The 21,311-nt window shown below is 38.4% G+C and carries 27 protein-coding genes and 1 pseudogene; all 28 read right to left on the bottom strand.

Annotated elements, in window-relative coordinates; translation table 11 throughout:
* Positions 1-14: 14 nt before the first annotated feature.
* The 28 genes and pseudogenes from TTE_RS06405 to spoIIAA all read right to left on the bottom strand — a co-directional run bounded on the left by TTE_RS06405 (position 15) and on the right by spoIIAA (position 21,259).
* Complete coding sequence (locus TTE_RS06405; protein ID WP_009610264.1) at positions 15-878, bottom strand: MurR/RpiR family transcriptional regulator; 864 nt, start codon at positions 876-878, stop codon at positions 15-17.
* Positions 857-1,414: a 2-oxoacid:acceptor oxidoreductase family protein gene (locus TTE_RS06400; RefSeq protein WP_011025639.1), complete on the bottom strand. Its 558-nt coding sequence runs from the start codon at positions 1,412-1,414 to the stop codon at positions 857-859. The genes TTE_RS06405 and TTE_RS06400 overlap by 22 nt, the downstream gene beginning before the upstream one ends.
* On the bottom strand, positions 1,411-2,235 hold the full coding sequence (locus TTE_RS06395) for a 2-oxoacid:ferredoxin oxidoreductase subunit beta (RefSeq protein ID WP_009610233.1): 825 nt from the start codon (positions 2,233-2,235) through the stop codon (positions 1,411-1,413). Before TTE_RS06395 ends, TTE_RS06400 begins: the two co-directional genes overlap by 4 nt.
* Positions 2,225-3,361, bottom strand: a complete 1,137-nt coding sequence (locus TTE_RS06390) for a 2-oxoacid:acceptor oxidoreductase subunit alpha (protein WP_009610244.1) — start codon at positions 3,359-3,361, stop codon at positions 2,225-2,227. The genes TTE_RS06395 and TTE_RS06390 overlap by 11 nt, the downstream gene beginning before the upstream one ends.
* Complete coding sequence (locus tag TTE_RS06385) at positions 3,333-3,551, bottom strand: indolepyruvate ferredoxin oxidoreductase subunit alpha (RefSeq protein WP_011025638.1); 219 nt, start codon at positions 3,549-3,551, stop codon at positions 3,333-3,335. Before TTE_RS06385 ends, TTE_RS06390 begins: the two co-directional genes overlap by 29 nt.
* 131 nt (positions 3,552-3,682) lie before the next feature.
* Positions 3,683-4,450 (bottom strand): 5'/3'-nucleotidase SurE, encoded by a 768-nt coding sequence (gene surE, locus TTE_RS06380; RefSeq protein WP_009610237.1) that lies wholly within the window; start codon positions 4,448-4,450, stop codon positions 3,683-3,685.
* Between the two features lie 93 nt (positions 4,451-4,543).
* The gene (safA, locus tag TTE_RS06375) at positions 4,544-5,101 is read right to left on the bottom strand and encodes a SafA/ExsA family spore coat assembly protein (RefSeq protein WP_011025637.1); all 558 of its coding nucleotides are present in this window, start codon (positions 5,099-5,101) and stop codon (positions 4,544-4,546) included.
* 81 nt (positions 5,102-5,182) lie between these two features.
* A complete protein-coding gene (locus TTE_RS06370; protein WP_011025636.1) occupies positions 5,183-6,580 on the bottom strand; it encodes an oxaloacetate decarboxylase subunit alpha in 1,398 nt (465 codons plus the stop codon).
* Between the two features lie 69 nt (positions 6,581-6,649).
* On the bottom strand, positions 6,650-7,516 hold the full coding sequence (gene speB / locus TTE_RS06365; protein WP_041587156.1) for an agmatinase: 867 nt from the start codon (positions 7,514-7,516) through the stop codon (positions 6,650-6,652).
* Between the two features lies 1 nt (position 7,517).
* Positions 7,518-8,351, bottom strand: coding sequence for a polyamine aminopropyltransferase (speE, locus tag TTE_RS06360; protein ID WP_009610268.1), 834 nt, complete (start codon positions 8,349-8,351; stop codon positions 7,518-7,520).
* A 21-nt stretch (positions 8,352-8,372) separates the two neighbouring features.
* Positions 8,373-8,750 carry a GNAT family N-acetyltransferase gene (locus TTE_RS06355; RefSeq protein WP_011025634.1) on the bottom strand — a complete coding sequence of 126 codons (378 nt, stop codon included), beginning with the start codon at positions 8,748-8,750 and terminating at the stop codon, positions 8,373-8,375.
* Positions 8,751-8,753: 3 nt separating this feature from the next.
* Entirely contained in the window at positions 8,754-9,464 is a 711-nt protein-coding gene (locus TTE_RS06350) for a pseudouridine synthase (RefSeq protein ID WP_009610272.1), read from the bottom strand.
* Between the two features lie 21 nt (positions 9,465-9,485).
* A pseudogene (locus TTE_RS06345) lies at positions 9,486-10,770 on the bottom strand (FAD-dependent oxidoreductase).
* Positions 10,763-11,734 carry a sulfide/dihydroorotate dehydrogenase-like FAD/NAD-binding protein gene (locus tag TTE_RS06340; protein ID WP_041587155.1) on the bottom strand — a complete coding sequence of 324 codons (972 nt, stop codon included), beginning with the start codon at positions 11,732-11,734 and terminating at the stop codon, positions 10,763-10,765. Before TTE_RS06340 ends, TTE_RS06345 begins: the two are co-directional and overlap by 8 nt.
* An 81-nt stretch (positions 11,735-11,815) precedes the next feature.
* On the bottom strand, positions 11,816-12,958 hold the full coding sequence (locus TTE_RS06335) for a D-alanyl-D-alanine carboxypeptidase family protein (protein WP_011025632.1): 1,143 nt from the start codon (positions 12,956-12,958) through the stop codon (positions 11,816-11,818).
* Positions 12,959-13,002: 44 nt separating this feature from the next.
* Entirely contained in the window at positions 13,003-13,449 is a 447-nt protein-coding gene (gene ytfJ, locus TTE_RS06330; RefSeq protein ID WP_011025631.1) for a GerW family sporulation protein, read from the bottom strand.
* 4 nt (positions 13,450-13,453) lie between these two features.
* On the bottom strand, positions 13,454-14,059 hold the full coding sequence (locus TTE_RS06325; RefSeq protein WP_226990176.1) for a DUF2953 domain-containing protein: 606 nt from the start codon (positions 14,057-14,059) through the stop codon (positions 13,454-13,456).
* A 26-nt stretch (positions 14,060-14,085) separates the two neighbouring features.
* Positions 14,086-14,592, bottom strand: coding sequence for an SMC-Scp complex subunit ScpB (gene scpB, locus TTE_RS06320; RefSeq protein ID WP_011025629.1), 507 nt, complete (start codon positions 14,590-14,592; stop codon positions 14,086-14,088).
* On the bottom strand, positions 14,570-15,313 hold the full coding sequence (locus TTE_RS06315; protein ID WP_009610254.1) for a segregation and condensation protein A: 744 nt from the start codon (positions 15,311-15,313) through the stop codon (positions 14,570-14,572). The genes scpB and TTE_RS06315 overlap by 23 nt, the downstream gene beginning before the upstream one ends.
* A 2-nt stretch (positions 15,314-15,315) precedes the next feature.
* Positions 15,316-15,873 carry a site-2 protease family protein gene (locus tag TTE_RS06310; protein ID WP_009610270.1) on the bottom strand — a complete coding sequence of 186 codons (558 nt, stop codon included), beginning with the start codon at positions 15,871-15,873 and terminating at the stop codon, positions 15,316-15,318.
* Between the two features lie 35 nt (positions 15,874-15,908).
* Complete coding sequence (locus TTE_RS06305) at positions 15,909-17,081, bottom strand: CCA tRNA nucleotidyltransferase (protein WP_009610258.1); 1,173 nt, start codon at positions 17,079-17,081, stop codon at positions 15,909-15,911.
* 360 nt (positions 17,082-17,441) lie between these two features.
* A complete protein-coding gene (gene spoVAE, locus TTE_RS06300; RefSeq protein WP_011025627.1) occupies positions 17,442-17,798 on the bottom strand; it encodes a stage V sporulation protein AE in 357 nt (118 codons plus the stop codon).
* 9 nt (positions 17,799-17,807) lie between these two features.
* Entirely contained in the window at positions 17,808-18,824 is a 1,017-nt protein-coding gene (gene spoVAD, locus TTE_RS06295; protein ID WP_009610273.1) for a stage V sporulation protein AD, read from the bottom strand.
* Between the two features lie 13 nt (positions 18,825-18,837).
* On the bottom strand, positions 18,838-19,284 hold the full coding sequence (gene spoVAC, locus TTE_RS06290) for a stage V sporulation protein AC (protein WP_011025626.1): 447 nt from the start codon (positions 19,282-19,284) through the stop codon (positions 18,838-18,840).
* A 47-nt stretch (positions 19,285-19,331) separates the two neighbouring features.
* A complete protein-coding gene (locus TTE_RS14090) occupies positions 19,332-19,664 on the bottom strand; it encodes a dodecin family protein (protein WP_011025625.1) in 333 nt (110 codons plus the stop codon).
* Positions 19,665-19,742: 78 nt separating this feature from the next.
* A complete protein-coding gene (sigF, locus tag TTE_RS06280; RefSeq protein WP_011025624.1) occupies positions 19,743-20,465 on the bottom strand; it encodes an RNA polymerase sporulation sigma factor SigF in 723 nt (240 codons plus the stop codon).
* 12 nt (positions 20,466-20,477) lie between these two features.
* On the bottom strand, positions 20,478-20,909 hold the full coding sequence (spoIIAB, locus tag TTE_RS06275; RefSeq protein WP_011025623.1) for an anti-sigma F factor: 432 nt from the start codon (positions 20,907-20,909) through the stop codon (positions 20,478-20,480).
* Positions 20,910-20,923: 14 nt separating this feature from the next.
* Entirely contained in the window at positions 20,924-21,259 is a 336-nt protein-coding gene (spoIIAA, locus tag TTE_RS06270) for an anti-sigma F factor antagonist (RefSeq protein ID WP_011025622.1), read from the bottom strand.
* Between the last annotated feature and the right edge of the window lie 52 nt (positions 21,260-21,311).

Here is a 21,311-nt window from a genome sequence, read left to right as displayed (position 1 = left end):
TTAAAATCAAATTTTTAGCCTTGCTTTGAAATATATACGCCATATTCATCCCAGATGCTCTCCAGTTTTTCAAAAGTATCAGCCACTTTTTCCCTTTCTTTTAATCCCACTGCTACCACAAGAGCATTGACCAAGCTCAAAGGCGCCACAAGAGAATCCACAAAAGAAGCCATGTGGCTTTTAGCAATTAAAACCTCATCTGCCACAGAGGTCAAAGGCGAAATTAAGCTGTCTGTGATAGCCACAATTTTAGCCCTTTGAGTTTTTGCGTATTTTAATACTTCTACTGTTCTCTTGGAATACCTGGGAAAACCTATACCTATTACAAGGTCATTTTCGCCAACTCTTAAAATCTGCTCAAATACGTCTGAAACTCCAGGCTTTACAACAGAGACATTTCCGCGAATTAGATTGAGGTAAAAAGCCAGGTATTCAGCAATTACTATAGAGCTTCTAGAAGCGACTATATAAATCTTAGAAGCCTCCAGAATTTTTGAAACGACTTTTTTAAAATCTTCTTTATCTATCTCGTGAAGAGTCTCTTTTATGTTTTCTATATCAGATTTTAAAACGTTATTTAAAACAGCTATCTCATCTTTTTCTTCTGTCATCTCTAGCCTTTGGACAGTAGTCAATTTAGTTTTTATAAGCTCTTGGAGTGCATTTTGCAGTTCAGGATATCCATTATACCCTAAAGCATTCGCAAATCTGACAACAGTGGACTCGCTTATATTTATAGTAGCTCCAAGTTTAGCTGCTGTCATAAAAGCTGCTTTGTCGTAGTGGTTAATGATGTACTCAGCAATTATCTTTTGGCTTTTAGAAAGCTTCGCATAGTTGTCCTGTATCCTTTTTATCAAATCATCTGCTCTACCCATTTATCTTCCACCTTCCCCAACTTAAAACCCTCTTCTAAAGCTTTTCTGTTAAGTTCTTCTGTGCCAGCCGGCACTCTCTTTAAAACAGCTTTTTCTAAAGATTCTTCACTAACTATCTTTGTAAGCTCTGCTATAACACCTAGAGAGACTATATTGGCAACATATGCTTTTCCTACAACTTCCTGTGCTGTCTTTAATATCGGGAATTTCAATGTCTTTACTTTGCTCTCTTTTTCTACCTCTACAGAATCGTCAACTATTATAAGCCCTGTCTCTTTTACATCCTCTTTATAGCTTTTATAGGCAGAACTCGTCAAAGCCAGCAGTACATCTGGCTTTAAAACTTTTGGATACACAATGGGTCCATCGCTTATTATTACCTCTGCTTTGCTGGAACCTCCTCTCGCCTCAGGCCCATAGGATTGGCTCTGCACGCTTACCTTCCCATCCAGTATTGCCGCTTCTGCCAAAATTATTCCTGCAAGAATTAACCCCTGTCCTCCAGACCCTCCTAACCTTATTTCAAGCGACCTCATTTTACACTCACCTTCAATCTCTCTACCATCTTTTGATACTCTTCTGTGTACTCAGGAGCCTCTATGTTTACAAATTCGCCTATTATTATCTTGCCTTCCAATTCTTCCGGCTTCATTTTAGCTGCCTTGTTTATGTCAATCGAATTATCTTTAAGCCACTTCAACATGTCTGCTGGGCTTCCCTTTTTGTTCCTTCTGCCATAGTAGGTGGGGCATATGCTCATGGCTTCAATGAAAGAAAAGCCTTTGTGGGAAATCCCTTTTTCTATGAGTTTTACAAGTTGCTGTACGTGATAGGCTGTGCCTCTGGCCACATAAGTTGCTCCTGCACCTATAGCCAATTTGCATATGTCAAAATCCCTGTCTATGCTGCCATAGGGTGCTGTTGTGGCTTTATCGTACCTTGGTATTGTAGGTGATGCCTGACCTCCTGTCATGCCGTATATGTGGTTGTTGTACATGACGACCGTTATGTCTATGTTCCTCCTCGCTGCGTGGATGAAATGGTTTCCACCTATAGCCGCATTGTCCCCGTCCCCTGTTATCACTATCACTGTAAGTTCTGGATTTGCAAATTTTACTCCTGTGGCAAAAGCTATTGCCCTGCCGTGAGTGGTGTGTAAGGTGTTAAAGTCTAAGTAACCTGAAGCCCTTGAAGAACATCCTATCCCTGATACTACTACCACTTTGTCTTTGTCAATTTTTAAGTTGTCTATCGCTCTCACTATTGCCATTGTCACTATTCCATTGCTACAGCCTGGGCACCATATGTTTGGTAACGTTTCCTTTCTGAAGTATTCCTCCACAAGCCTAGAAGCCATTTTTTATTCTCTCCTTTACCTTCTCTACAATTTCACAAGGAGTAAAAAATTCCCCGTTCGCCTTGTTTATATTCTCTACCGCCCCTTCCCTCTTTACTACCCTGTCCACTTCATAGTATAGCTGCCCTCTATTCATCTCTACTACAAATATTTTTCTGAATTTAGGGTATATCTTTCTAAGTCTTGTGTCAGGAAAAGGCCATATCGTTATTGGTCTAAAAATGCCAACTTTAAAGCCTTCTTTCTTAAGTTCTTCTTCTGCTGCTTCTACTGACCTTGATGTTGAACCAAAAGAGATAAAGAGAATGTCTCCTTCTTTTTCGCCTTTTTCCTCGTACATGACTATGTCTTCCTTGTTTTTTTCTATTTTGTCAACCAATCTTTTTATTAGTCTCTCCGCAATTTTTGTGTCATTTGTGGGAAGGCCTTTTTCATTGTGCACAAGTCCCGTGACGTGGTATCTTACTCCCTTTCCAAAGGGAATTAAAGGAGCAACTCCATTTTCTATATCTTTGTAGGGAAGGTAATTTTCTATATCCTCTGGGATTTTTCTTTCAATTATTTCAATATCCCCGTACTCGTCTAAATTTACCGTCTCCCTCAGATGACCTATCACTTCATCCATGAGGATTACAACAGGAGTCCTGTACTTTTCTGACAGATTAAAAGCCTGTATTGTGACATAATAGGCTTCTTTTACTGAGGATGGCGATAGAACTATTATGGAATGGTCTCCATGAGTTCCCCATCTTGACTGCATTACGTCTCCCTGCGCAGGTAATGTAGGCATACCTGTGCTGGGTCCCATCCTCTGCACATCCACCACTACGCATGGAACTTCTGCCATTGCTGCAAAGCCTATATTCTCCTGCATCAAAGAAAACCCAGGCCCTGATGTGGCTGTCATGGCTTTTAACCCAGCCAGTGATGCGCCGATTATTGCAGCCATGCTGGCAATCTCATCTTCCATCTGAATGAATTTCCCGCCTACAAAGGGGAGTTTTTCAGCGCACAATTCGGCGATTTCAGTAGAAGGAGTTATTGGATACCCTGCATAAAACCTCATCCCGGCTCTTATAGCGCCTTCCACTACTGCCTCATTTCCCTGCATTAACACCCTCGACATCTTTCTTCACCTCTAAATAAATAGCAAAATCGGGACATCTCATCTCACACAGTCCGCATTTAATGCACCTGTCCTCATCTATTAGCCTTACTTTGCCATCTTTTATCTCAAGTACTCTCACAGGGCAAAACTCGACACAGATACCGCAACCTTTGCACCAATCTTCGATTATTACCAGTTTTTTCTCCAATATATCACCTTCATCTCAATTTTTTCGCAATATATATATTCTATAAAAAAACAAAAATTCCTTCATAAAATGAATAGCAACTGTCAAGAATATTTTTGATACAAGTCTTGCGTCATTTAGAATATTTAAAATTATATGTCAATTTTCCAGGAACTCAATTTCTTAACTGCCTCATAGTCTGTAAGGTCAAAATGAATGGGAGTAATCGAAATGTAACCTTTTTTGACTGAAACAATATCTGTTCTTTCGTCATTGTCAATTTCCGAAATTTTACCGGCCATCCAATAATACTCTTTTCCCCTAGGGTCGTAGTTCTTTTGAAAAGTCTCTGTGTAAATTCTTTTTCCTAAAATTGTAATTCTTATTCCATTAATTCCTTTTCTAAAATCTGGGATGTTAACATTTAATAAAGTGTTTTTTGGCAATCCTTCTTCCAAGACTTTCTCTATCAATTTTTTTAAAAAAATGTACATGCGCTGTTCTTCAAAGTCTCCGTCTTCTTCTAAAGATACGGCAAGAGCAGGTATGCCATAAAGTGCCCCCTCTATAGCAGCAGAAACTGTGCCAGAGTACAATATGTCTGTGCCCATGTTTAGTCCATTGTTTATTCCAGAAATTATGATATCAGGATTTTTCTCCATCACAACTTCAATCCCCATCTTGACGCAATCGGAAGGGGTTCCATTTATCGCATATATGCGTAAATTTTCTTCTTCTCTAACGGGTTTTAGTCTCAAAGGTTTGTGAAGCGTTATTGCATGACTTATGGCACTTCTTTCTTTTTCTGGAGCTACAACTACTACATCAAATCCGTTTTCTTTCAAATATTCTGCTAAGTAGAGTATCCCCTTTGCCTGTACTCCATCGTCATTTGTGAGCAGTACTGAGGTTTTTCCCATTTTTCATCTCCTCCAAATCTTTTGTATCATATCCATTTTATTATAAACTGAAAAAAGAGGCAATAAAATAAAAAGGCGCACAAAGGCGCCCTTTTACGGAATACATATCTGTTGTCCTGGATATATCAAGTTAGGGTCTGGAATTTGAGGATTTGCCTTGATTAAAGCCTCTAAACTTACTCCAAACATGTTGGCGATTGACCACAGACTATCACCTGCTTTAGCAGTGTATATAGTTCTGCAGGTTTGAGGAGACGGCGGTGGGCAGTAGAAAGGTATGCAAATTTGCTGCCCAGGATATATTAAATTTGGGTCAGATATTTGCGGATTCGCCTTGATAAGGCAATCTAAACTCACCCCAAACATGTTAGCTATTGACCACAGAGAATCCCCAGGCCTTACCGTGTAAATTGTCCTGCACTGTTCATAGGAGACGGGTGGACAATAGAAAGGTATGCAAATCTGCTGTCCAGGATATATCAAATTTGGGTCTCTTATTTGGGGATTTGCCTTAATTAAACAATCAAGGCTTATTCCGAATTTATTTGCAATGGACCACATCGAATCCCCGGGCTGCACGGTATAAAAACTCCTGCAATGTTCGGGGTGAGGATGATGCGGGTAATAAGGGGTGTATCCATCTATTGTCATTAGGCTTCCCTCCTTTAAACTTTCTAATACATGTTATGAATTATGAAAAGATGTGTTACAGGAGGGAAGCCAAAATACAAATCAAACAGGATATGTCATGTACTCTGAATTGATAAGTGTCGAATCTATATAGTATTTCCTTGCTCTTCTGTATTCAAAAAATTTTTTAGCTATTTGTGGGAAGAGGACATATGTTAATACATCTTCTTCTTGTTCGTAATACTCTTTTATCTCTTCTTTGGCCTCTTCAAATTGGGGCTTTAAGAGGTCTGCTGGCCTCACCTGTATTGTCTCTTCATCCCCCATTATTTTTCTCTTTACTTCCTCGGAAATGGGCGCAGGAGGCCTCCCGTACAATCCCTTCACATAATCCTTTACCTCTTTTGGAACCATTTTATACCTCTCACCAGTTATCACATTTAAAACCGCCTGAGTTCCCACCATCTGACTCATGGGAGTGACCAGAGGCGGATAACCTAAGTCTTCCCTTACTTTTGGAATTTCTTTTAAAACTTCCTCATACTTATCAAGAGCTTTCTGCTCTCTTAACTGGGCAATGAGGTTTGAAAGCATTCCTCCTGGCACTTGATATACAAGGACATCTGTGTCAACTCCCATAACCATTGAAAACTCTGTTTCTTTATAGTGATTTCGCTTTACTTCCTTAAAATATGAAGCAATTTCTGAGAGAAGTTCAAGGTCAAGCCCTGTATCATATTGAGTTCCCTTCAAAGCTGCCACCATGGTCTCTGTAGCAGGCTGAGAAGTGCCCAAAGCTAAAGGAGAAATTGCTGTATCTATCGCATCCACCCCTGCTTCTATGGCTTTTAAATAAGTCATGGAAGCCATTCCACTCGTGTAATGGCTGTGCAGCTGTATGGGAACATTAACTGTCTCTTTGAGCCTCTTCACCAGTTCATAGGCTACATAAGGGCTCAATATGCCCGACATGTCCTTTATGCAGATAGAATCTACACCTAATTCTACCAGTTCTTTTGCCACTCTTATGTAGTGGTCTATAGTGTGGACAGGGCTTATAGTATAGACAAGAGTCCCTTGCGCATGGGCTCCTACCCTTTTTGTCGCCTTTATGGCAACTTCTAGGTTCCTCACATCATTTAAAGCATCAAAGATCCTTATTATGTCTATTCCATTAGCTACAGCCTTTTCTATAAATTTTTCTACAATGTCATCCGGATAATGTCTGTATCCTACCAGATTTTGCCCTCTTAAAAGCATTTGCAGGGGTGTATTTTTTATCCTCTTTTTTAACTCCCGCAGCCTTTCCCACGGGTCTTCATTTAAAAACCTGAGACAAGCATCAAAGGTAGCTCCTCCCCAAACCTCAAGAGAATGATATCCCACCTTATCAAGCTTTTCTGCAATAGGCAGCATTTCCTCTGTAGTCATGCGAGTAGCCATCAAAGACTGATGGGCATCTCTTAGAACTGTTTCTGTTATTTTAACTTTATTGCTCATATTAATACCTCCTCCTAATATATTATACTAAAAAAGTCAAAATAAAAAAAGGCCTTTTTGGCCCCAAACTTAAAAGAAAGAGAGAATAGCTTCTCTTACAAGTTTTGCCGCAAGTATAGATGTAATACCTGCGACGTCATAAGGAGGAGATACTTCTACTAAATCCATCCCTATCACATTAAAATCTTTTAAAAGGTGGATGGCTTCTAAGGCCTCTTTTGCCGTTATCCCACCGGGTTCTGGCGTTCCAGTCCCTGGTGCAAAAGCAGGATCTAATACGTCTATATCAAAGGTTATGTATATAAAATTTTCTTTTATCTCCTTCATCACATTTTTTAGAGGTTCTACCACCTCATACAAAAACATATTTGTATTTTTTTCGGCAAATTCAAACTCCTCTTTTTCTCCAGACCTTATGCCAAAGTGATATATTTTAACTTTAGGGCTTAGTTCCCATACTTTTCTTAATACAGTAGCGTGGGAATAGGGCTCATCAAAAAATTCTTCTCTTAGGTCTGTGTGAGCGTCAAAGTGTAAAATAGCCAACTTATCTCCGTATTTTTTTATATAACTTTTTAAAATCCCATAAGTAATCAAATGCTCTCCGCCTAAGAAAATGCCCTTTTTTCCATCTTTGACTATTTTTTCAGCAACTTCCTCAATTAATCTCAAGCTTTTCTCTATATTTCCATAAGGCAGCACCAAATCTCCCAAATCACATATTTTTTTGTCTTCTAAGCGCCTGTCAAGGTAAACGCTGTAAGTTTCAAGCCCATAGGAGGCCTGCCTTATAGAAGAAGGACCAAAGCGGGTACCAGGCTTAAAGCTGACGCTGTAATCCATAGGTACCCCTACCAAGACAATGTCTGCCTCCTCATATTCCTTAGTAGCGGTTAAAAACTTTCCTGTATCTATGAAATTTACTCTCTCTCCCATTTTACACCTCATCAAAAATATCTTTTACAAATTTAGGAAGCACAAAAGCCGCCTTATGGATTTCCGGTGTATAATACTTGGTTTGAATTCTAGGTATAGAATTTATATCGACTTCCTCTGGGTCATATTTTTTAGAACCCATTGTAAATGTCCACAAGCTACCGGGATATGTGGGAACTGTAGCAATGTAAGCTTTTGTTATCGGATAAATCTCCTTGAACATCTTGCTTATTTTGTTAATCAGTTTTCCGTATATAAAAGGCGATTCTGTTTGAGCTACAATAATTCCATCTTCTCTGAGGCACTCGTATACAGCTCTGTAAAAGTCTGAAGTAAAAAGTCCTACTGCAGGCCCTATTGGGTCAGTGGAGTCAACAATTACTACATCAAATTCGTTTTTATGCTCATTGACATATTTTATCCCATCTCCAATCATTATTTCTACTCTGGGGTCATCTAGAGCACTGCTTATGGTAGGCAAATATTTTTTTGAGTTTCTTATAACTGCCTCATCAATTTCAGCCAAAACAACCCTCTCAACAGATGAATGCTTCAAAACCTCCCTTACTGAGCCTCCATCTCCTCCTCCTATTATAAGCACATCTTTAGGATTTTTATGGGTAAATAAAGGCACATGGACTATCATTTCATGGTACACAAATTCGTCTTTTTCCGTAGTCTGGAGGATTCCATCCAGTACTAAAACCCTCCCAAATTGATAGCTGTCCAAAATTGCTAGATGCTGATAAGGAGTTTTTTCAACAACTAGCGTCTCCTTTACCTTAATAGAAAACCTCAAATTTTCATCTTGATGTTCTGTAAACCAAAGTTCCACCAAAAGCACCTCCAGTAATTTTTATTCTTTAAAAAAATTTTTTAAATTGACAACTTGAAAATTTCCTTCTCTCACAAAGCCAATCTCACAAAAAAAATCCTCCCAAGCCTTAAGGTCAGTAGCTGCCCTTTCAAGCCCCATGTCTAAAGCGTGGTTTAATATCACTCTTATTATCAAATTTTCAAGATTTTTGTCTCTATGAGAAGGAAGCAGCACAAAATTGGTTATATAAACTGTATCATCTTTTATACTCATAGAAATAAATCCAAAAGGAATAGAATCTTCTGCAATCATAAAAATTTCACTCAAAAAATCCAAATCGGAAGTTACCCCACATTCTTTTGCCAATTTTTCAATTTTGGGAAAGTCTTCTCTTTTGGCAAATCTCAAATGAAACATAATTCACCTCAGGCTTTTTAAATATCTTATCTCATCTTCTGTTAAATAACGCCATTCTCCCGGCTTTAAACCTTTTAATTCTAGTTCACCTATCTTTGTCCTTTTAAGAGCTATGACAGGATGTCCAATCGCTTTACACATCTTTTTCACTTGTCTGTTTCTCCCTTCGTGGATCTGTATCTCAACCACGCTTGTCCCATTTTTTACATTCAAAATGCGTATTTTAGCTTTTGCCGTTTTCCTTCCGTCAATAATCAACCCATTTTCAAACCTTTCCATTTCTTCTTTTGTAGGAATCCCTTTAATCTTGGCCACATAAGTCTTGACTATTTCGTGTTTTGGGTGCATCAATATATTTGCCAATTCTCCGTCGTTTGTAAGAAGAAGCAAACCAGAAGTATCAAAGTCAAGACGGCCAACAGGATATATCCTTTCTTTTACCTTCACTAGGTCCAAAACAGTAGGTCTGCCAAAAGGGTCCTTTACAGAAGTGATATATCCTGCTGGCTTGTAGAGCATTATATACACTTTCTTTTCTTCTCTTCTCACAATTTTATCATCAAATTCGATTATGTCAACATCCGGGTCTATTTTTGTACCTAATTCTTTCACAACTTTTCCATTTACTTTTACCCGTCCTTGTAAGATATACTCCTCACATTTTCTCCTTGAAGCTATACCACATTCTGCTAGGTATTTTTGCAATCTTACCATTTGTTGTCACCCTATTTTATTTTACACCAATTTTTCTTCGTAAATTCCTAACAAGTTATCTTTCATAACTTTCTTCTTTATTGCTTCCGTGTCAGTGGTGTAAAGGCCAAGTTGTTTCATCCTTTCAAAGTACTCCGCACCTGCAAAAGTATATCTTTTCTTGAGGCCCTCTTTAGTCCTTATACTTTCATTTGCGTAGGCAATTAAATCCCCTGAGGCTAGATTCCTAGGAAGCTCTAAAGTAGGCATCCCTAGGGCAACCCTCACGCTGTTGTGTCCTGCAAGACATCCAGTAACCATGGCTTCTGTATGGCCTGTGAAAAGGCCTGATTTTTCCCCTGCACAAAGTAGGTTATCCAGGCCTATCACTCTCATAGAGTTATCTCTAGGGGCCATAGAGAGATACCTGACTGAATTTCCTTTGCCTCCAGAGTAAGGGTCGTCATATCTTGCCCTCTCAAGCCCAGGAATTTTTCTTAGCTTTTCCAAAGGATAAAAAGGAGTCATCAATTTCACATATCCAGTATCTAATAGTATAACATTTTCTGCGTATTCTGGCAATGCGTATTGTTGACATACCTTTAAATTTAATTTTTCCATATTGACATCTTCCTTCGGAACAGGCAATATTACTACACCCTCTTTTTCAAGCCTTTCTCTTATTTCAGGGACTTAGAGATTCTTTGCTAAGCTTGGTAGAGCCGCTAAAAGCACCGTATACCTCATCTGCCCTCATTCCTAAGATGTCCTCTACACCTGCCCTATAACTTATGCTTATGCGAGGTCCAAAGGAAGGGCAGCGCAAAATACACATAGCACATCCATTTCCATATCTTAAGCAGTTACCCATAGGTCCCGTGGAACCTGTAGCTTCTACAAAGACATCTCCATACTCTACAGTGTCATCTGCTAGCACTATTCCTTTTATCCGCCTTTTGCTTTCCATCACCACATCAGTAGCTCTGGCCATCAGTTTTATCGTCACATCCTTTTTAAGCAACATCTCTTTAACCATCGGCTCTACCATTGTCACGTCGTAAAGGCTGGCATGGCGATGCCCTGGAAAATTGACGTTTACGTGTCTAGCAGCTTTGTCAGTTATTTCTATAAGTTCGTTGCAACCTAAATATATCAATTCCTCCGCAGCAGTGTATCTGCCGTTGTTCCTCATTATCCCTCCAACCAAACCACACCCTAAAAGCATGTCAGTTTTTTCTAATAACACAACCTCTGCACCGGCTTTCCTCGCCGCCAAGGCAGCAGCACATCCTGCCCATCCTCCACCAATGACCACCACTTTAACCACGCAGCATCTTCCTTTCCAATGCTTTTCTTATATCTACCTGGACTTTACAGGTTCTCATCTTTTGTCCCTCTATTTCAATTTCACAGCTCCCACATATCCCTTCTCCGCAGCATATCTTGTTATTATTAGACACAGCTAAATACGCTTCACTGTTGTATGTATCTAAATACTCTAAAATGTTTAGATGCTGTTCATCAGACCCTCCGCTGTAGACAACAGTGATCTCTTTGTCCTTTATGAATTCTTTTAGAATCCTCTGCCCTTCTTCTGTTAAAAGGTCTGTCTCTATAAAAGTTATGTCAAATTTTTCAAGGTACTCTTTTATAAAATTGGCCTTAACTTTTCCTTTATCCAAAAGTACGATGACTTTGTTTTTATTTTGAATTAGTTTTAAGATTACAATCACTCCAGGTGCTTGAGCAATCCCTCTTAAAACTACTAAAGCCTTAGAATTATGTGTCCCTTTTATGTACCTGTGACCAAACATCCCATTCCAGTAAGGTCCTCTTATGTACACCTCTTGCCCCTCTTTCGCGTTAGCAATAAGCTTTGTCTTAGGTCCAGTTACCTGAACAGCTATCTTAATAATTCCCTCCACCTCGTCTGCCCACATTACAGACATAGGTGTGTCGAAAAAAGAAGGACTCAAATAGCCTCTTATAAAAACAAAAGAACCAGGTTCATTCAGGTCCCTAGCCATTTTATTGGGCACTTTGAGAGTAAGAACTATCACCTCGTCGTTTATCTCTTCCCTCTTTACAACTTTAGAAAAAACGGTACTCCTAGTGGCCTTTGCCTTGTAACCAGCCCACACAAATTCCTGAAAAATGCATACACCCCTCCAATTGCAATCGCAAAATTTCTTTCCCTGAAGTTGAGAGCACACTATGCATTCATTAAGTTCAGCCAAGTAGCAGGGGCAATATTCTGTCCCTGCATCTACGCATTCCAGCCTATTTGCCAATTTGTTCACCTCCGATTTTTACATTAATAAAATATTCTCGGAGGTTCAAAACTATTACAAAATAAAACCCCTCTTGAAAAGTCAAGAGGGGTTAAAAATTTCAATCCACTTTTTTATTATCCTTTTAAAATTGTACACAAAATCTTGCCTATCCACTTCTTGAAAAGAAAGGCAATTAACCTCGCAGACTTTCTCCTCCCCTATTTTTACAACTACATGCCCTATTTTTTCCCCTTTTTTGATTGGAGCTTCTAACTTATCAGGAATGTGAAACTCTAGATTAACTTTCCCAATTTCTTCCTCAGAGACAGGTATGATACAATCTTTTTCTACTGCAACTTCAATTTCTTCTATTTTTCCTTTTTCCACTTTTACCTTTTTCACCACATCATTTCTTTCAAATACCTTAAAAGGCTTGAATCTAGAAAATGCGTAATCTAGAATTTTCATGGAGTCTTCCCACATAGGGGGACTGTTTAAAACTACTGCAATAAACCTCCGCCCCTCTCTGGTAGCCGAAGAAACAAGGCACCTTCCAGCTTTATTAGTAAATCCTGTCTTTACGCCATCAGCTCCTTCGTATATCCACAAAAGCTTATTTTTATTTCTCAAATACCTGTCCCACTCTTTTCCTTCACATGGAATCGTCTTTTCTTTTGTTGACACAATCTCTGCAAATTTAGGATAATTTAAAAAAGCATATCTTGTTATGAGTGCCAGGTCATAAGCAGTCGTGTAATGGTCATCAATGCCAATGTCAAGCCCTGATGGCGTTACAAAATGTGTATTGTAAGCCCCTATCTCTTTCGCCTTTTGATTCATCATCTCAACAAAATTCTCTACAGTTCCTCCAATATGTTCCGCTATAGCAGTCGCAGCGTCATTTCCTGAATTTAACATGATACCGTAGAGCAGGCTTTCCATATCTATTTTTTCTCCAGGAGAAAGCCAGATAGAAGAACCTCCCACACTCGCTGCCTTTTGACTCACCGTCACAATGTCATTTAAATTTCCTCTCTCTAAAGCTATAAGAAGCGTCATTATTTTAGTAGTGCTGGCCATTGGTAATTTCAAATGGGCATTCTTTTCATACAAGACTCTACCTGTATTCTGGTCCATAACTATAGCAGCCTTCGCAGAAACAGAGGGAATATCACTTCCATAAACCTTAGAAAAAGTGACAAAAAACATCAAAATTAAAAGCAAAGAAAAATATTTCTTCATATTTCAACTCCCCTGTATATACAAAAAAGTGGGTTCCCCCACTTTTAAACATCATTTCCAGTAGTAATGATTTGACTCTGAGGTTTTTTTGCCGTTTTCCCCTTACTAAAGAGATTCTGAATTTCTTCTAAAAGTTTAGGAGTCAAATCTATAATTCTCTCTAACATAGCGCTCTGAGTGACAGGTAAAAGCCTAATTTGTCCTTGTCCTACTACCATGAACGCCACCGGCTGTACAGATACTCCTGCTCCGCTCCCTCCAGCAAAAGGCATACTCTGAGAAGATTCTTGGTCAGTGCCTTTTTTATCTCCTTTAGAAAGGTTTATCTCTCCTCCTCCTGCAGCAAAACCAAAAGTGACCCTTGAAATTGGAATTATTATAGTTCCATCAGGAGTCTCTACTGCATCTCCTACGATAGTATTTACATCAATCATGTCCTTTAAGCTTTCCATTGTGGTTTTCATCAGGGCATCTATTGGGTGGTCACTCATCTTTTCACCTCCCCTTTAAATTATTCCACAACTTCATTCCATTAATAATAATATTACCACACCTCGTCTTAAATATGCAAATTAAATCTCCCTCTACTCTGTTTTCTCCATAGATAGGCATGATATGCACCTCTGGAGGGTTTAAAAATTTTGCGTTGTTATAAAAGGGCATAATGGCTGTGTATACCATTCCCCACAGCGAACCTGTCAGAATAGCTGTGTAAGCTGCATCTTCCAGTCCAACCTTTATGGCAAGGTAAAATCTATATACTACAGTTCCTTTTAGCATATCTTTAAAAATCCTCAAAATTTCAAAAAAATCCATGTTTTTTGCACTTATTCCTAAACTCTCTCCACTTTTCTTGTAAAGGTCTTTCCCTCTTTTTTCTATATTTAAATTTATCCCCAGAACTTTCAAAACGCTACTCTTACTGCCTTCAAAAGAATGCAAATTAAATCTCAATATTTTTACAAAAAATATATTTATTTCTATTTCCAGGGAAATAGTTCCTCCTTCTTTCCTGCTTTTGACTTTCACTTTGAGAGGCAAAAAATATAAGGCAACTAAAAAAATAAAAACTAGAAGGCCAAAAGATATATATTTCATCATTCCACCTCTATAAAATGCCCGTAAAACTAAGAAGTAGGTTCAATTTCGGGCAATTCTTTTAAAGAAGATATGCCAAAGTATTTCAAAAAATCCTCTGTAGTTGAATAGAGAATAGGTCTACCTGGAGATGAAGCTCTTCCGCTTTCTTTTATCAAATTGTATTCCAATAAGGTATTGATAGGTTTATCACTTCTTACTCCTCTTATTCTTTCAATTTCTGCTTTTGTAATAGGCTGGTTATAGGCAATTATCGCTAAAACCTCTAGAGCTGCCTGAGATAACCCTTGGGTTATTTCCATCTTCAAAGCCTTTCTTACAATGTCTCCGTACGAATCGTTAGTGCACATCTCAACTTTATCTTCAAAAATCACTATGTCTATTCCTCTATGATTCTTTACATATTCTTCCTTTAACCTTTTAAGCAACTCCCTTACTTCTTCTTCAGTAACTTCTAATGCTTCTGCAAGAGTCCTTATTTTTACTGCTTGTCCTGCTGCAAAGAGGATAGCTTCAATCTTGCCTTCCTGGGTCATGTTTTCTCCCTTCTCTTCCTAAAAATCTAATAAATATATCCCCATAAGCTGTTTGCTGCTCTGCCGCTACTCTGTTTAGTTTTATGAGCTCTAAAAGGGCAACAAAAGATACCACCACTTCTAACTTGCTTCTACTTTTTCTTACAATTTCACTAAACCATAGAGCAGGCTTTTTCACAAGATAGGTCAGCAGTTCTTTAATTTTGCTTACTACTGTATATTCTTCCTTCTTTATCTCAATTTTATTTTCTTTTTCTTTATTTCTTTCAAGAATTTTTCTGTACACATTTACTATATCTTCAACCGAATAGTTTAAAGCTACTCTTTTGTCTATATAATTTAAATCTGGCTCCTCTTTAAAAAACCTGCGGTTTATCCCGCAAATTCCGCTTAAAAGCTGCGCAATTTCTTTGTATTTTTTGTACTCTATAAGTTGCTTTACAAGTTCTTCTCTCGGGTCCTCTTCTATTTTTTCTGCTTCTTCTTCCAATCTAAATTTCGGTAGAAGCATCCTCGACTTGATTTCCACCAGCGTAGCAGCCATCACTATAAATTCCGAAGCTACGTCAAGGTCCATTTCTTGCAGACTTCTTATGTACTCCATATATTGGTCTAATATTATAGATATGGGAATGTCCATCAAATCTATTTCGTTTTTTTCAATCAAATGAAACAAAAGATCAAAAGGTCCTTCAAAAATTTCTAGTTTTACTGTGTACATTTCTACACCCCAAAAGGTTTTAGTAAGAGAGTTATGAAATAGTCAAGTCCGTTTATGAGAGGCCACATAACTTTGCCAATAATTCCTGTAAATACTAAGACAAGCAGGAGGACCTGTCCGTACATTTCATACTGGGAAATTACATAAGCCTCCCTTGGAGGAAGCAAGCTCCACAGCACTTTTGAACCGTCTAAAGGAGGAACGGGAATTATATTAAAAGCAGCAAAAATTAAATTGTAAACGTACAGTAAATATAGTATGGGTGCCAGAACAGGGACATGCCCAAATGGCACTAATAAAATCCTGGTGACGATCGCTAGTAAAACATTAGACAAGGGGCCTGCCAAAGCTACGAGAAACACTCCCTTTCTTCTATCCTTGAAGTAAAGCGGATTTATTGGAACAGGCTTCGCCCATCCAAACTTTAAAATCCAGAGCATTAAAAGTCCAATGGGGTCTATGTGAGCTATAGGATTTAACGTTAGCCTTCCGCTTTGCCGCGGAGTAGGGTCTCCTAGCCTGTCAGCCACATATCCATGGCTGAACTCGTGAAAACTCATCGCCAAAAGCAAAGCTGGAATTCTGTATATAAAATCTAGCAGCAACTTGTATTCTCCTTTCCAACTCGTAAGATGTTCTTTACAAACGAAATCTCTTCTTCTTTGCTTTTCAGTCTTCCTTCAAGTTTAGCTTTAAATACCTCATCCAGCAATTCTCCGTATAAAGGGCCAGGTGAAACTCCCAAGTTTTTAATGTCTTTTCCTTTTATATAAGGCTTGCTTTCAATTATTTTTTTCGCCTTATCTCCTTCCATGACTTCGAGAACTTTCAGCACTTCATTTCTAGCGCTTTCCAATGTTTCTCTTAATTTTCTAATCCACCTTCTGTATTTTATCTCTTCCCTTAGAAAAATCAGTTCTCTAAGAGCTTTCAAATGTTCTTTGTTCAACTTTAAAGCCTTCTGCACTTTCTCCACGTCTTTTTCAGCAATTTTATAAAACAATATTAGAAGACGGAATAAACTTAAGTCTAAATCTTCAACAAAAACATCTAGCTTATCTACATTTACAGGAACATCTTTAAAGATTACTTTATCAATCCCATATTCTATAACTTTTTCTATCATTTCCTTTGCTTTAGGTTCTTTTAGTATTAAAAAAAGTTCATTCCTTATCCTGTCTTCTGATAAGAGGGAAATATTTTTTATGGAATCTTTCATCAAAGCCTCTGTATTAGCTTCAATTTCAAAAGAATATCTCACAGAATATCTTATAGCCCTAAATATCCTCGTGGGGTCATCTATAAAGCTCTTTTCATGGAGAACCCTTATTATCCCTTTTTTTAAATCTTCGATTCCCCCAAAATAGTCAAGTATCTTTTCCTCCAGCACATCGTAAGCCAAAGTGTTAATAGTGAAGTCTCTTCTTCTCATATCTTCATATATATCAGCAAATTCAATCCTGGGCAAGGCTGCTGGATAATCGTAATATTCTCTTCTGGCAGAAATTACATCGATTGAAATGCCACTTTTTTTAATAGTAGCAGTTTTAAAAGCTGGATATTCTATCAATTCGCCCTTTATATATTCATTTAACTCATAAGCAAAATCTATTCCATTTCCCTCTACTACTACATCGATGTCCCAGTTTTCAACCCCTAGTAAAAAATCCCTCACAACCCCTCCAACTATATATGACTTTACACCTACTTTTTGTGAAATTTCTTTTAAATATGAGATCAATTCTTTGCCTTCAATTTGTATGCGCAAACAACCACCCTTTTTACCTAAATTTCCCCTTACTCTTTATATTATATCACAGCCTAAAATAAAAAAAAGCTAAAACTAAGACTCTACTTCTTAGTTTTAGACTGTTGACAAAGACCCTCTCATTTAAGTGGCATTTTGTGTTAATGCTCCAGAGTTACAAAGCGACAAAACTATGGCTCGCTTGAGGGCTTAGGCGGGGTCCCGGCCAATTCGCCTTTCAGGCTCAACGTGGCCGCTCGCTTTCGCTCGCCCCGCCTTCGCTCCTCAAGCTCGCTAAGTTTTGTTACCGCTTTGTAACAAGTCGCATTTACACACAAAATGCCACTTCTCTAATTTTGTCAACAAACCGAAACTAAGACTCTATTTCTTAGTTTTAGGGTTAAACATGAGAGCAAAAATGTATCCGAAAAATATAGCAGCAGAAATCCCTCCTGCTGTAGCCGTAAGTCCTCCAGTAAAAGCTCCAATCAACCCGTCCTTTTCTACGGCCTTTATCACTCCCTGTGCTAAAGAGTTCCCAAAACCTAAAAGAGGAATAGTAGCTCCAGCTCCTCCTATGTCGATCAATTTTTTATAGACTCCTATCCCTCCGAGAATAGCTCCAAGTGTAACATATGTTACAAGTATTCTTGCAGGAGTCAATTTTGTCTTATCTATCAAAATTTGTGCGATGGCACAAATTAAACCGCCCATCAAAAAAGCTCTGATATAATCCATAGCTACCTCCTAAGAAAGTATTGTAGATATTGTTATTGCATGGGCAATCCCTGGAATAGATTCACCCTGATAGGTACTGGTGGGAGATAATAATGCTCCTGTTGCCATAAAAAGCACTTTTTTATATACTCCATTTCTTATTTGGGAAAGCAACCATCCATTTAAAACAACGGCTGAACAGGCTGCCCCACTTCCTCCCGAGTGAACGTCCTGAGACTCATAAAAAATTTCTATCCCGCAGTCTTTATACTTATCGGCAATGTCAAACCCTTCTTTATAAAGCAATTCTAAAAGTATGTCTCTCCCTACTCTCCCCATATCTCCTGTCATAATTAAGTCATAGTCTTCTATGGTAAATCCCGTATCCTTGAAGTGAGTTATTATAGTATCTGCTGCTGCAGGTGCCATGGCAGCACCCATGTTATTAGCGTCCTTCATGCCGAGGTCAACGACTTTCCCAGTTGTAGCATGCGTTATATACGGTCCTTCGCCTGTAGATGCCAAAATAGTTGCACCAGCTCCAGTTACAGTCCACTGCGAAGTGAAAGGCCTTTGAATCCCCTGTTCAAGCGGATACCTAAACTGCCTTTCTGCGGTGGAAAAATGGCTAGAAGTAGCGGCTATCACATAATCCGCATACCCACCGTCAATTAACATCGCTCCAAGAGTTAAACCTTCGGTCATAGTGGAACAAGCTCCATAAAGCCCAAAGTGAGGTACATTTAACTGCCTTGCCGCAAAATTAGCACTTATAATCTGATTCAAGAGGTCCCCTCCTAAAAGGTAGTCAATATCAGAAATTTTTAAATTTGCCTTCTTAAGAGCCAAGTTCACGGCATCCTGAAACATTTTAGACTCTGCCTTCTCCCAGCTTTTTTCTCCATACGTGTCATCTATCAAAATCATGTCAAAATAATCTCTCAAAGGACCTTCTCCCTCTTTTGGACCTACAATTGTACCTCCTGCAATTATGGAAGGAGGATTTTTAAATTTTACTGTTTGAGCACCTAATTTCTTTTCTGCCATGCCTTTTCCCCCTTTACTTCAGGAAGTAGTATATTATTCCTATCAATATTGAAGTGCTAACGCCGTAAACTATAACAGGGCCTGCAATAGTAAACATTTTTGCAGCTGCGCCAAACACAAAGCCTTCTCTTTTAAATTCCATTGCAGGTGACACAATGGAGTTCGCAAAACCCGTTATTGGAACTATGCTGCCAGCTCCCGCAAATTTGCCAATATCATCGTATACTCCTATGCCAGTTAAAAAAGCCCCTATAAACACCATTGTTATTGCCACCAGTGTGTTGGCATCTTCCATAGAAAATCCCTTTGAAAGGTAAAAATTCAAGAAAAATTGGCCTATATCACTTATCAGCCCTCCTACAATAAAAGCCATAACCACATTTTTCAGGAGTGTGGGTTTTGGTTCATACTTTTGAGCTATGTTTTTGTATTCCTGCTCTTTTTTTACATCTCTTTCCATTTTTCTCCCCTTTCCATAAAAGAGCACCAAAAGCGGTGCTCTCAAAGTTAATCTAGTTGTCCATCTGCTCTGTAAGCTATCTGTATGTTGGCTTTATACTCCACTATCTTTCCATTTTTAACATTTGCCGTCTGATTTACGACTTCTATTCCTGAAATATTCGGAACGCTTTTAGCGGCTTCTTCAACAGCTTTGTGAATTGCATCTTCCCAGCTTACTGTGGAGTCTCCAACTACGTTTAAGACCTTCACCACAGCCATACTATCTCCTCCTTTATACACTAGATTGGCGCTGTCTGGTATTTTCTTACCAGACCTGTGCAGATAAAAAATAGCTACAATTATAAGTAGCACAGCGATTGCAATTAAAATTTTTTTCATCTCATTTCACCAGCCAGTATTAGTATGTGAAGAACAAGTTGAATTAATTCAAAAAAAGTGTAGCATTCATGCCAAATGCTACACTTTTTCTAATTCTTTCCTTATCTTTTCCAAAACTTTTTTCTCTATCCTTGAAACCTGCACCTGAGAAATTCCCAGGATGTTCGCTACCTCCGTCTGAGTCATGTCTTTAAAATACCTCAAAAATATCACTTGCTTCTCCCTAGGTTTTAGCTTGTCTATGATCATGTGAAGTGTAAGCTTTTCTTCTAAATCTACACTATCTTCTTTATCTCCCACCATTTCAATAAGCTGCCTGTCCTCTTCTTCATGGCTTATGCTGTCATAAAGAGATTCCGCTGTGGCAGCCGATTCAAAAGCCATAGCAATTTCTTCCGGGGTTACATTGAGCCTTTCTGCAATTTCGTTAATAGTAGGCTCTCTATTCAGCTCATTGCTCAACACTTCTTTCATGTAAAAGGCTTTAGAAGAAAGTTCTTTCAAAGACCTACTGACTTTTATCAATCCATCATCTCTTAAAAACCTCTTTATCTCCCCCATTATTATGGGAACAGCATATGTAGAAAACTTCACATTGTAAGATTCGTCAAACTTCTGCACAGCCTTTACAAATCCTATACACCCTATTTGATATAAATCTTCTAATTCATAGCCTCTGTTAGCAAATTTTTTTACAATGCTCCAGATAAGGCCGCTGTTTTCCAAAATCAATTTTTCAAGACTAGCTTTGTCATTATTTTTTGCAAGCTTTATAAGCTCAAGATTTTCCTCCTCCTTCATGGGATGGTCACCTCATCTATTTCGCCCTATGTATTTAGTCATTCTCACTAAAGTTCCTTTGCCTGGAGTAGACTCTACTTCTAGCTCATCCATAAAGGTCTGCATGACTGTAAATCCCATTCCAGCTCTTTCTTCCTCCAGACGAGTTGTAAAAAGAGGCTGCATGGCTTTTTCTACATCTTCAATTCCCTTTCCTTCATCTATGACCTCAATGGTGATTTTATTGTCCAAGATAAAGGCTCTTATAGTAATAATTCCTATTTTATTTTCATAAGCATGAATTATGCAATTGGTTACAGCTTCAGATACTGCCGTCTTTATATCTGCAATCTCTTCAATCGTCGGGTCCAACTGCGCGGCGAATGCAGCCACTACAGTCCTAGCAAAAGATTCATTTTGTGACTTGCTTAAAAATTTCAATTCCATCATGTTGTTGTATTCCATTCTTATTATCCCCCTTACATGTCCTTTATGGCTTCCTCAAGGCTATTATAACACTTAATTATTCTCAACAATCCAGAAACCTCAATTACTTTTTTTAAATGTTGATTTGCATTTACAATTGCCACTTTCCCACCATTATTTTTTACTTTTTTGTATCTTCCGATTATGACGCCAATTCCTGAGCTATCCATGAAAGTGAGGTTTTTTAGCTCAAAAATCATATTCTTACAGCTCTTCTTTTCATACTCTTCATCAATTGCCCTTTTTACTCTCTCCGCCTCATGGTGGTCCAATTCTCCTTCAATCTTTACAACTAAAGTGCTGTCTTTTTTAGAAAATTTTGCTCCCATTCATATCAACCTCCCTCTATTATATTCGATACAAATTTAAAAAATCCTCCTT

The organism is Caldanaerobacter subterraneus subsp. tengcongensis MB4, from assembly GCF_000007085.1.
Lineage (GTDB): Bacteria > Bacillota > Thermoanaerobacteria > Thermoanaerobacterales > Thermoanaerobacteraceae > Thermoanaerobacter > Thermoanaerobacter subterraneus.
Note: the sequence above shows the minus strand (reverse complement) of the source record. Positions and strands in the feature narration are given on the sequence as shown.

What these genes read in the sequence shown, in the direction of transcription:
- TTE_RS06370 (WP_011025636.1), bottom strand. Translation starts at nt 6,580, where the DNA reads ATGAGCAATAAAGTTAAAATAACAGAAACAGTTCTAAGAGATGCCCAT.
- spoVAE (WP_011025627.1), bottom strand. Translation starts at nt 17,798, where the DNA reads ATGGATTATATCAGAGCTTTTTTGATGGGCGGTTTAATTTGTGCCATC.
- TTE_RS06395 (WP_009610233.1), bottom strand. Translation starts at nt 2,235, where the DNA reads ATGGCTTCTAGGCTTGTGGAGGAATACTTCAGAAAGGAAACGTTACCA.
- spoVAD (WP_009610273.1), bottom strand. Translation starts at nt 18,824, where the DNA reads ATGGCAGAAAAGAAATTAGGTGCTCAAACAGTAAAATTTAAAAATCCT.
- TTE_RS06310 (WP_009610270.1), bottom strand. Translation starts at nt 15,873, where the DNA reads ATGAGTTTTCACGAGTTCAGCCATGGATATGTGGCTGACAGGCTAGGA.
- TTE_RS14090 (WP_011025625.1), bottom strand. Translation starts at nt 19,664, where the DNA reads ATGAAAAAAATTTTAATTGCAATCGCTGTGCTACTTATAATTGTAGCT.
- speB (WP_041587156.1), bottom strand. Translation starts at nt 7,516, where the DNA reads ATGGGAGAGAGAGTAAATTTCATAGATACAGGAAAGTTTTTAACCGCT.
- TTE_RS06390 (WP_009610244.1), bottom strand. Translation starts at nt 3,361, where the DNA reads ATGTCGAGGGTGTTAATGCAGGGAAATGAGGCAGTAGTGGAAGGCGCT.
- TTE_RS06350 (WP_009610272.1), bottom strand. Translation starts at nt 9,464, where the DNA reads ATGGTAAGATTGCAAAAATACCTAGCAGAATGTGGTATAGCTTCAAGG.
- spoVAC (WP_011025626.1), bottom strand. Translation starts at nt 19,284, where the DNA reads ATGGAAAGAGATGTAAAAAAAGAGCAGGAATACAAAAACATAGCTCAA.
- TTE_RS06355 (WP_011025634.1), bottom strand. Translation starts at nt 8,750, where the DNA reads ATGTTTCATTTGAGATTTGCCAAAAGAGAAGACTTTCCCAAAATTGAA.
- TTE_RS06400 (WP_011025639.1), bottom strand. Translation starts at nt 1,414, where the DNA reads ATGAGGTCGCTTGAAATAAGGTTAGGAGGGTCTGGAGGACAGGGGTTA.
- TTE_RS06405 (WP_009610264.1), bottom strand. Translation starts at nt 878, where the DNA reads ATGGGTAGAGCAGATGATTTGATAAAAAGGATACAGGACAACTATGCG.
- TTE_RS06315 (WP_009610254.1), bottom strand. Translation starts at nt 15,313, where the DNA reads ATGTACACAGTAAAACTAGAAATTTTTGAAGGACCTTTTGATCTTTTG.
- TTE_RS06325 (WP_226990176.1), bottom strand. Translation starts at nt 14,059, where the DNA reads ATGATGAAATATATATCTTTTGGCCTTCTAGTTTTTATTTTTTTAGTT.
- safA (WP_011025637.1), bottom strand. Translation starts at nt 5,101, where the DNA reads ATGACAATAGATGGATACACCCCTTATTACCCGCATCATCCTCACCCC.
- spoIIAB (WP_011025623.1), bottom strand. Translation starts at nt 20,909, where the DNA reads ATGGAATACAACAACATGATGGAATTGAAATTTTTAAGCAAGTCACAA.
- sigF (WP_011025624.1), bottom strand. Translation starts at nt 20,465, where the DNA reads ATGAAGGAGGAGGAAAATCTTGAGCTTATAAAGCTTGCAAAAAATAAT.
- surE (WP_009610237.1), bottom strand. Translation starts at nt 4,450, where the DNA reads ATGGGAAAAACCTCAGTACTGCTCACAAATGACGATGGAGTACAGGCA.
- TTE_RS06335 (WP_011025632.1), bottom strand. Translation starts at nt 12,958, where the DNA reads ATGAAGAAATATTTTTCTTTGCTTTTAATTTTGATGTTTTTTGTCACT.
- spoIIAA (WP_011025622.1), bottom strand. Translation starts at nt 21,259, where the DNA reads ATGGGAGCAAAATTTTCTAAAAAAGACAGCACTTTAGTTGTAAAGATT.
- scpB (WP_011025629.1), bottom strand. Translation starts at nt 14,592, where the DNA reads ATGACCCAGGAAGGCAAGATTGAAGCTATCCTCTTTGCAGCAGGACAA.
- ytfJ (WP_011025631.1), bottom strand. Translation starts at nt 13,449, where the DNA reads ATGAGTGACCACCCAATAGATGCCCTGATGAAAACCACAATGGAAAGC.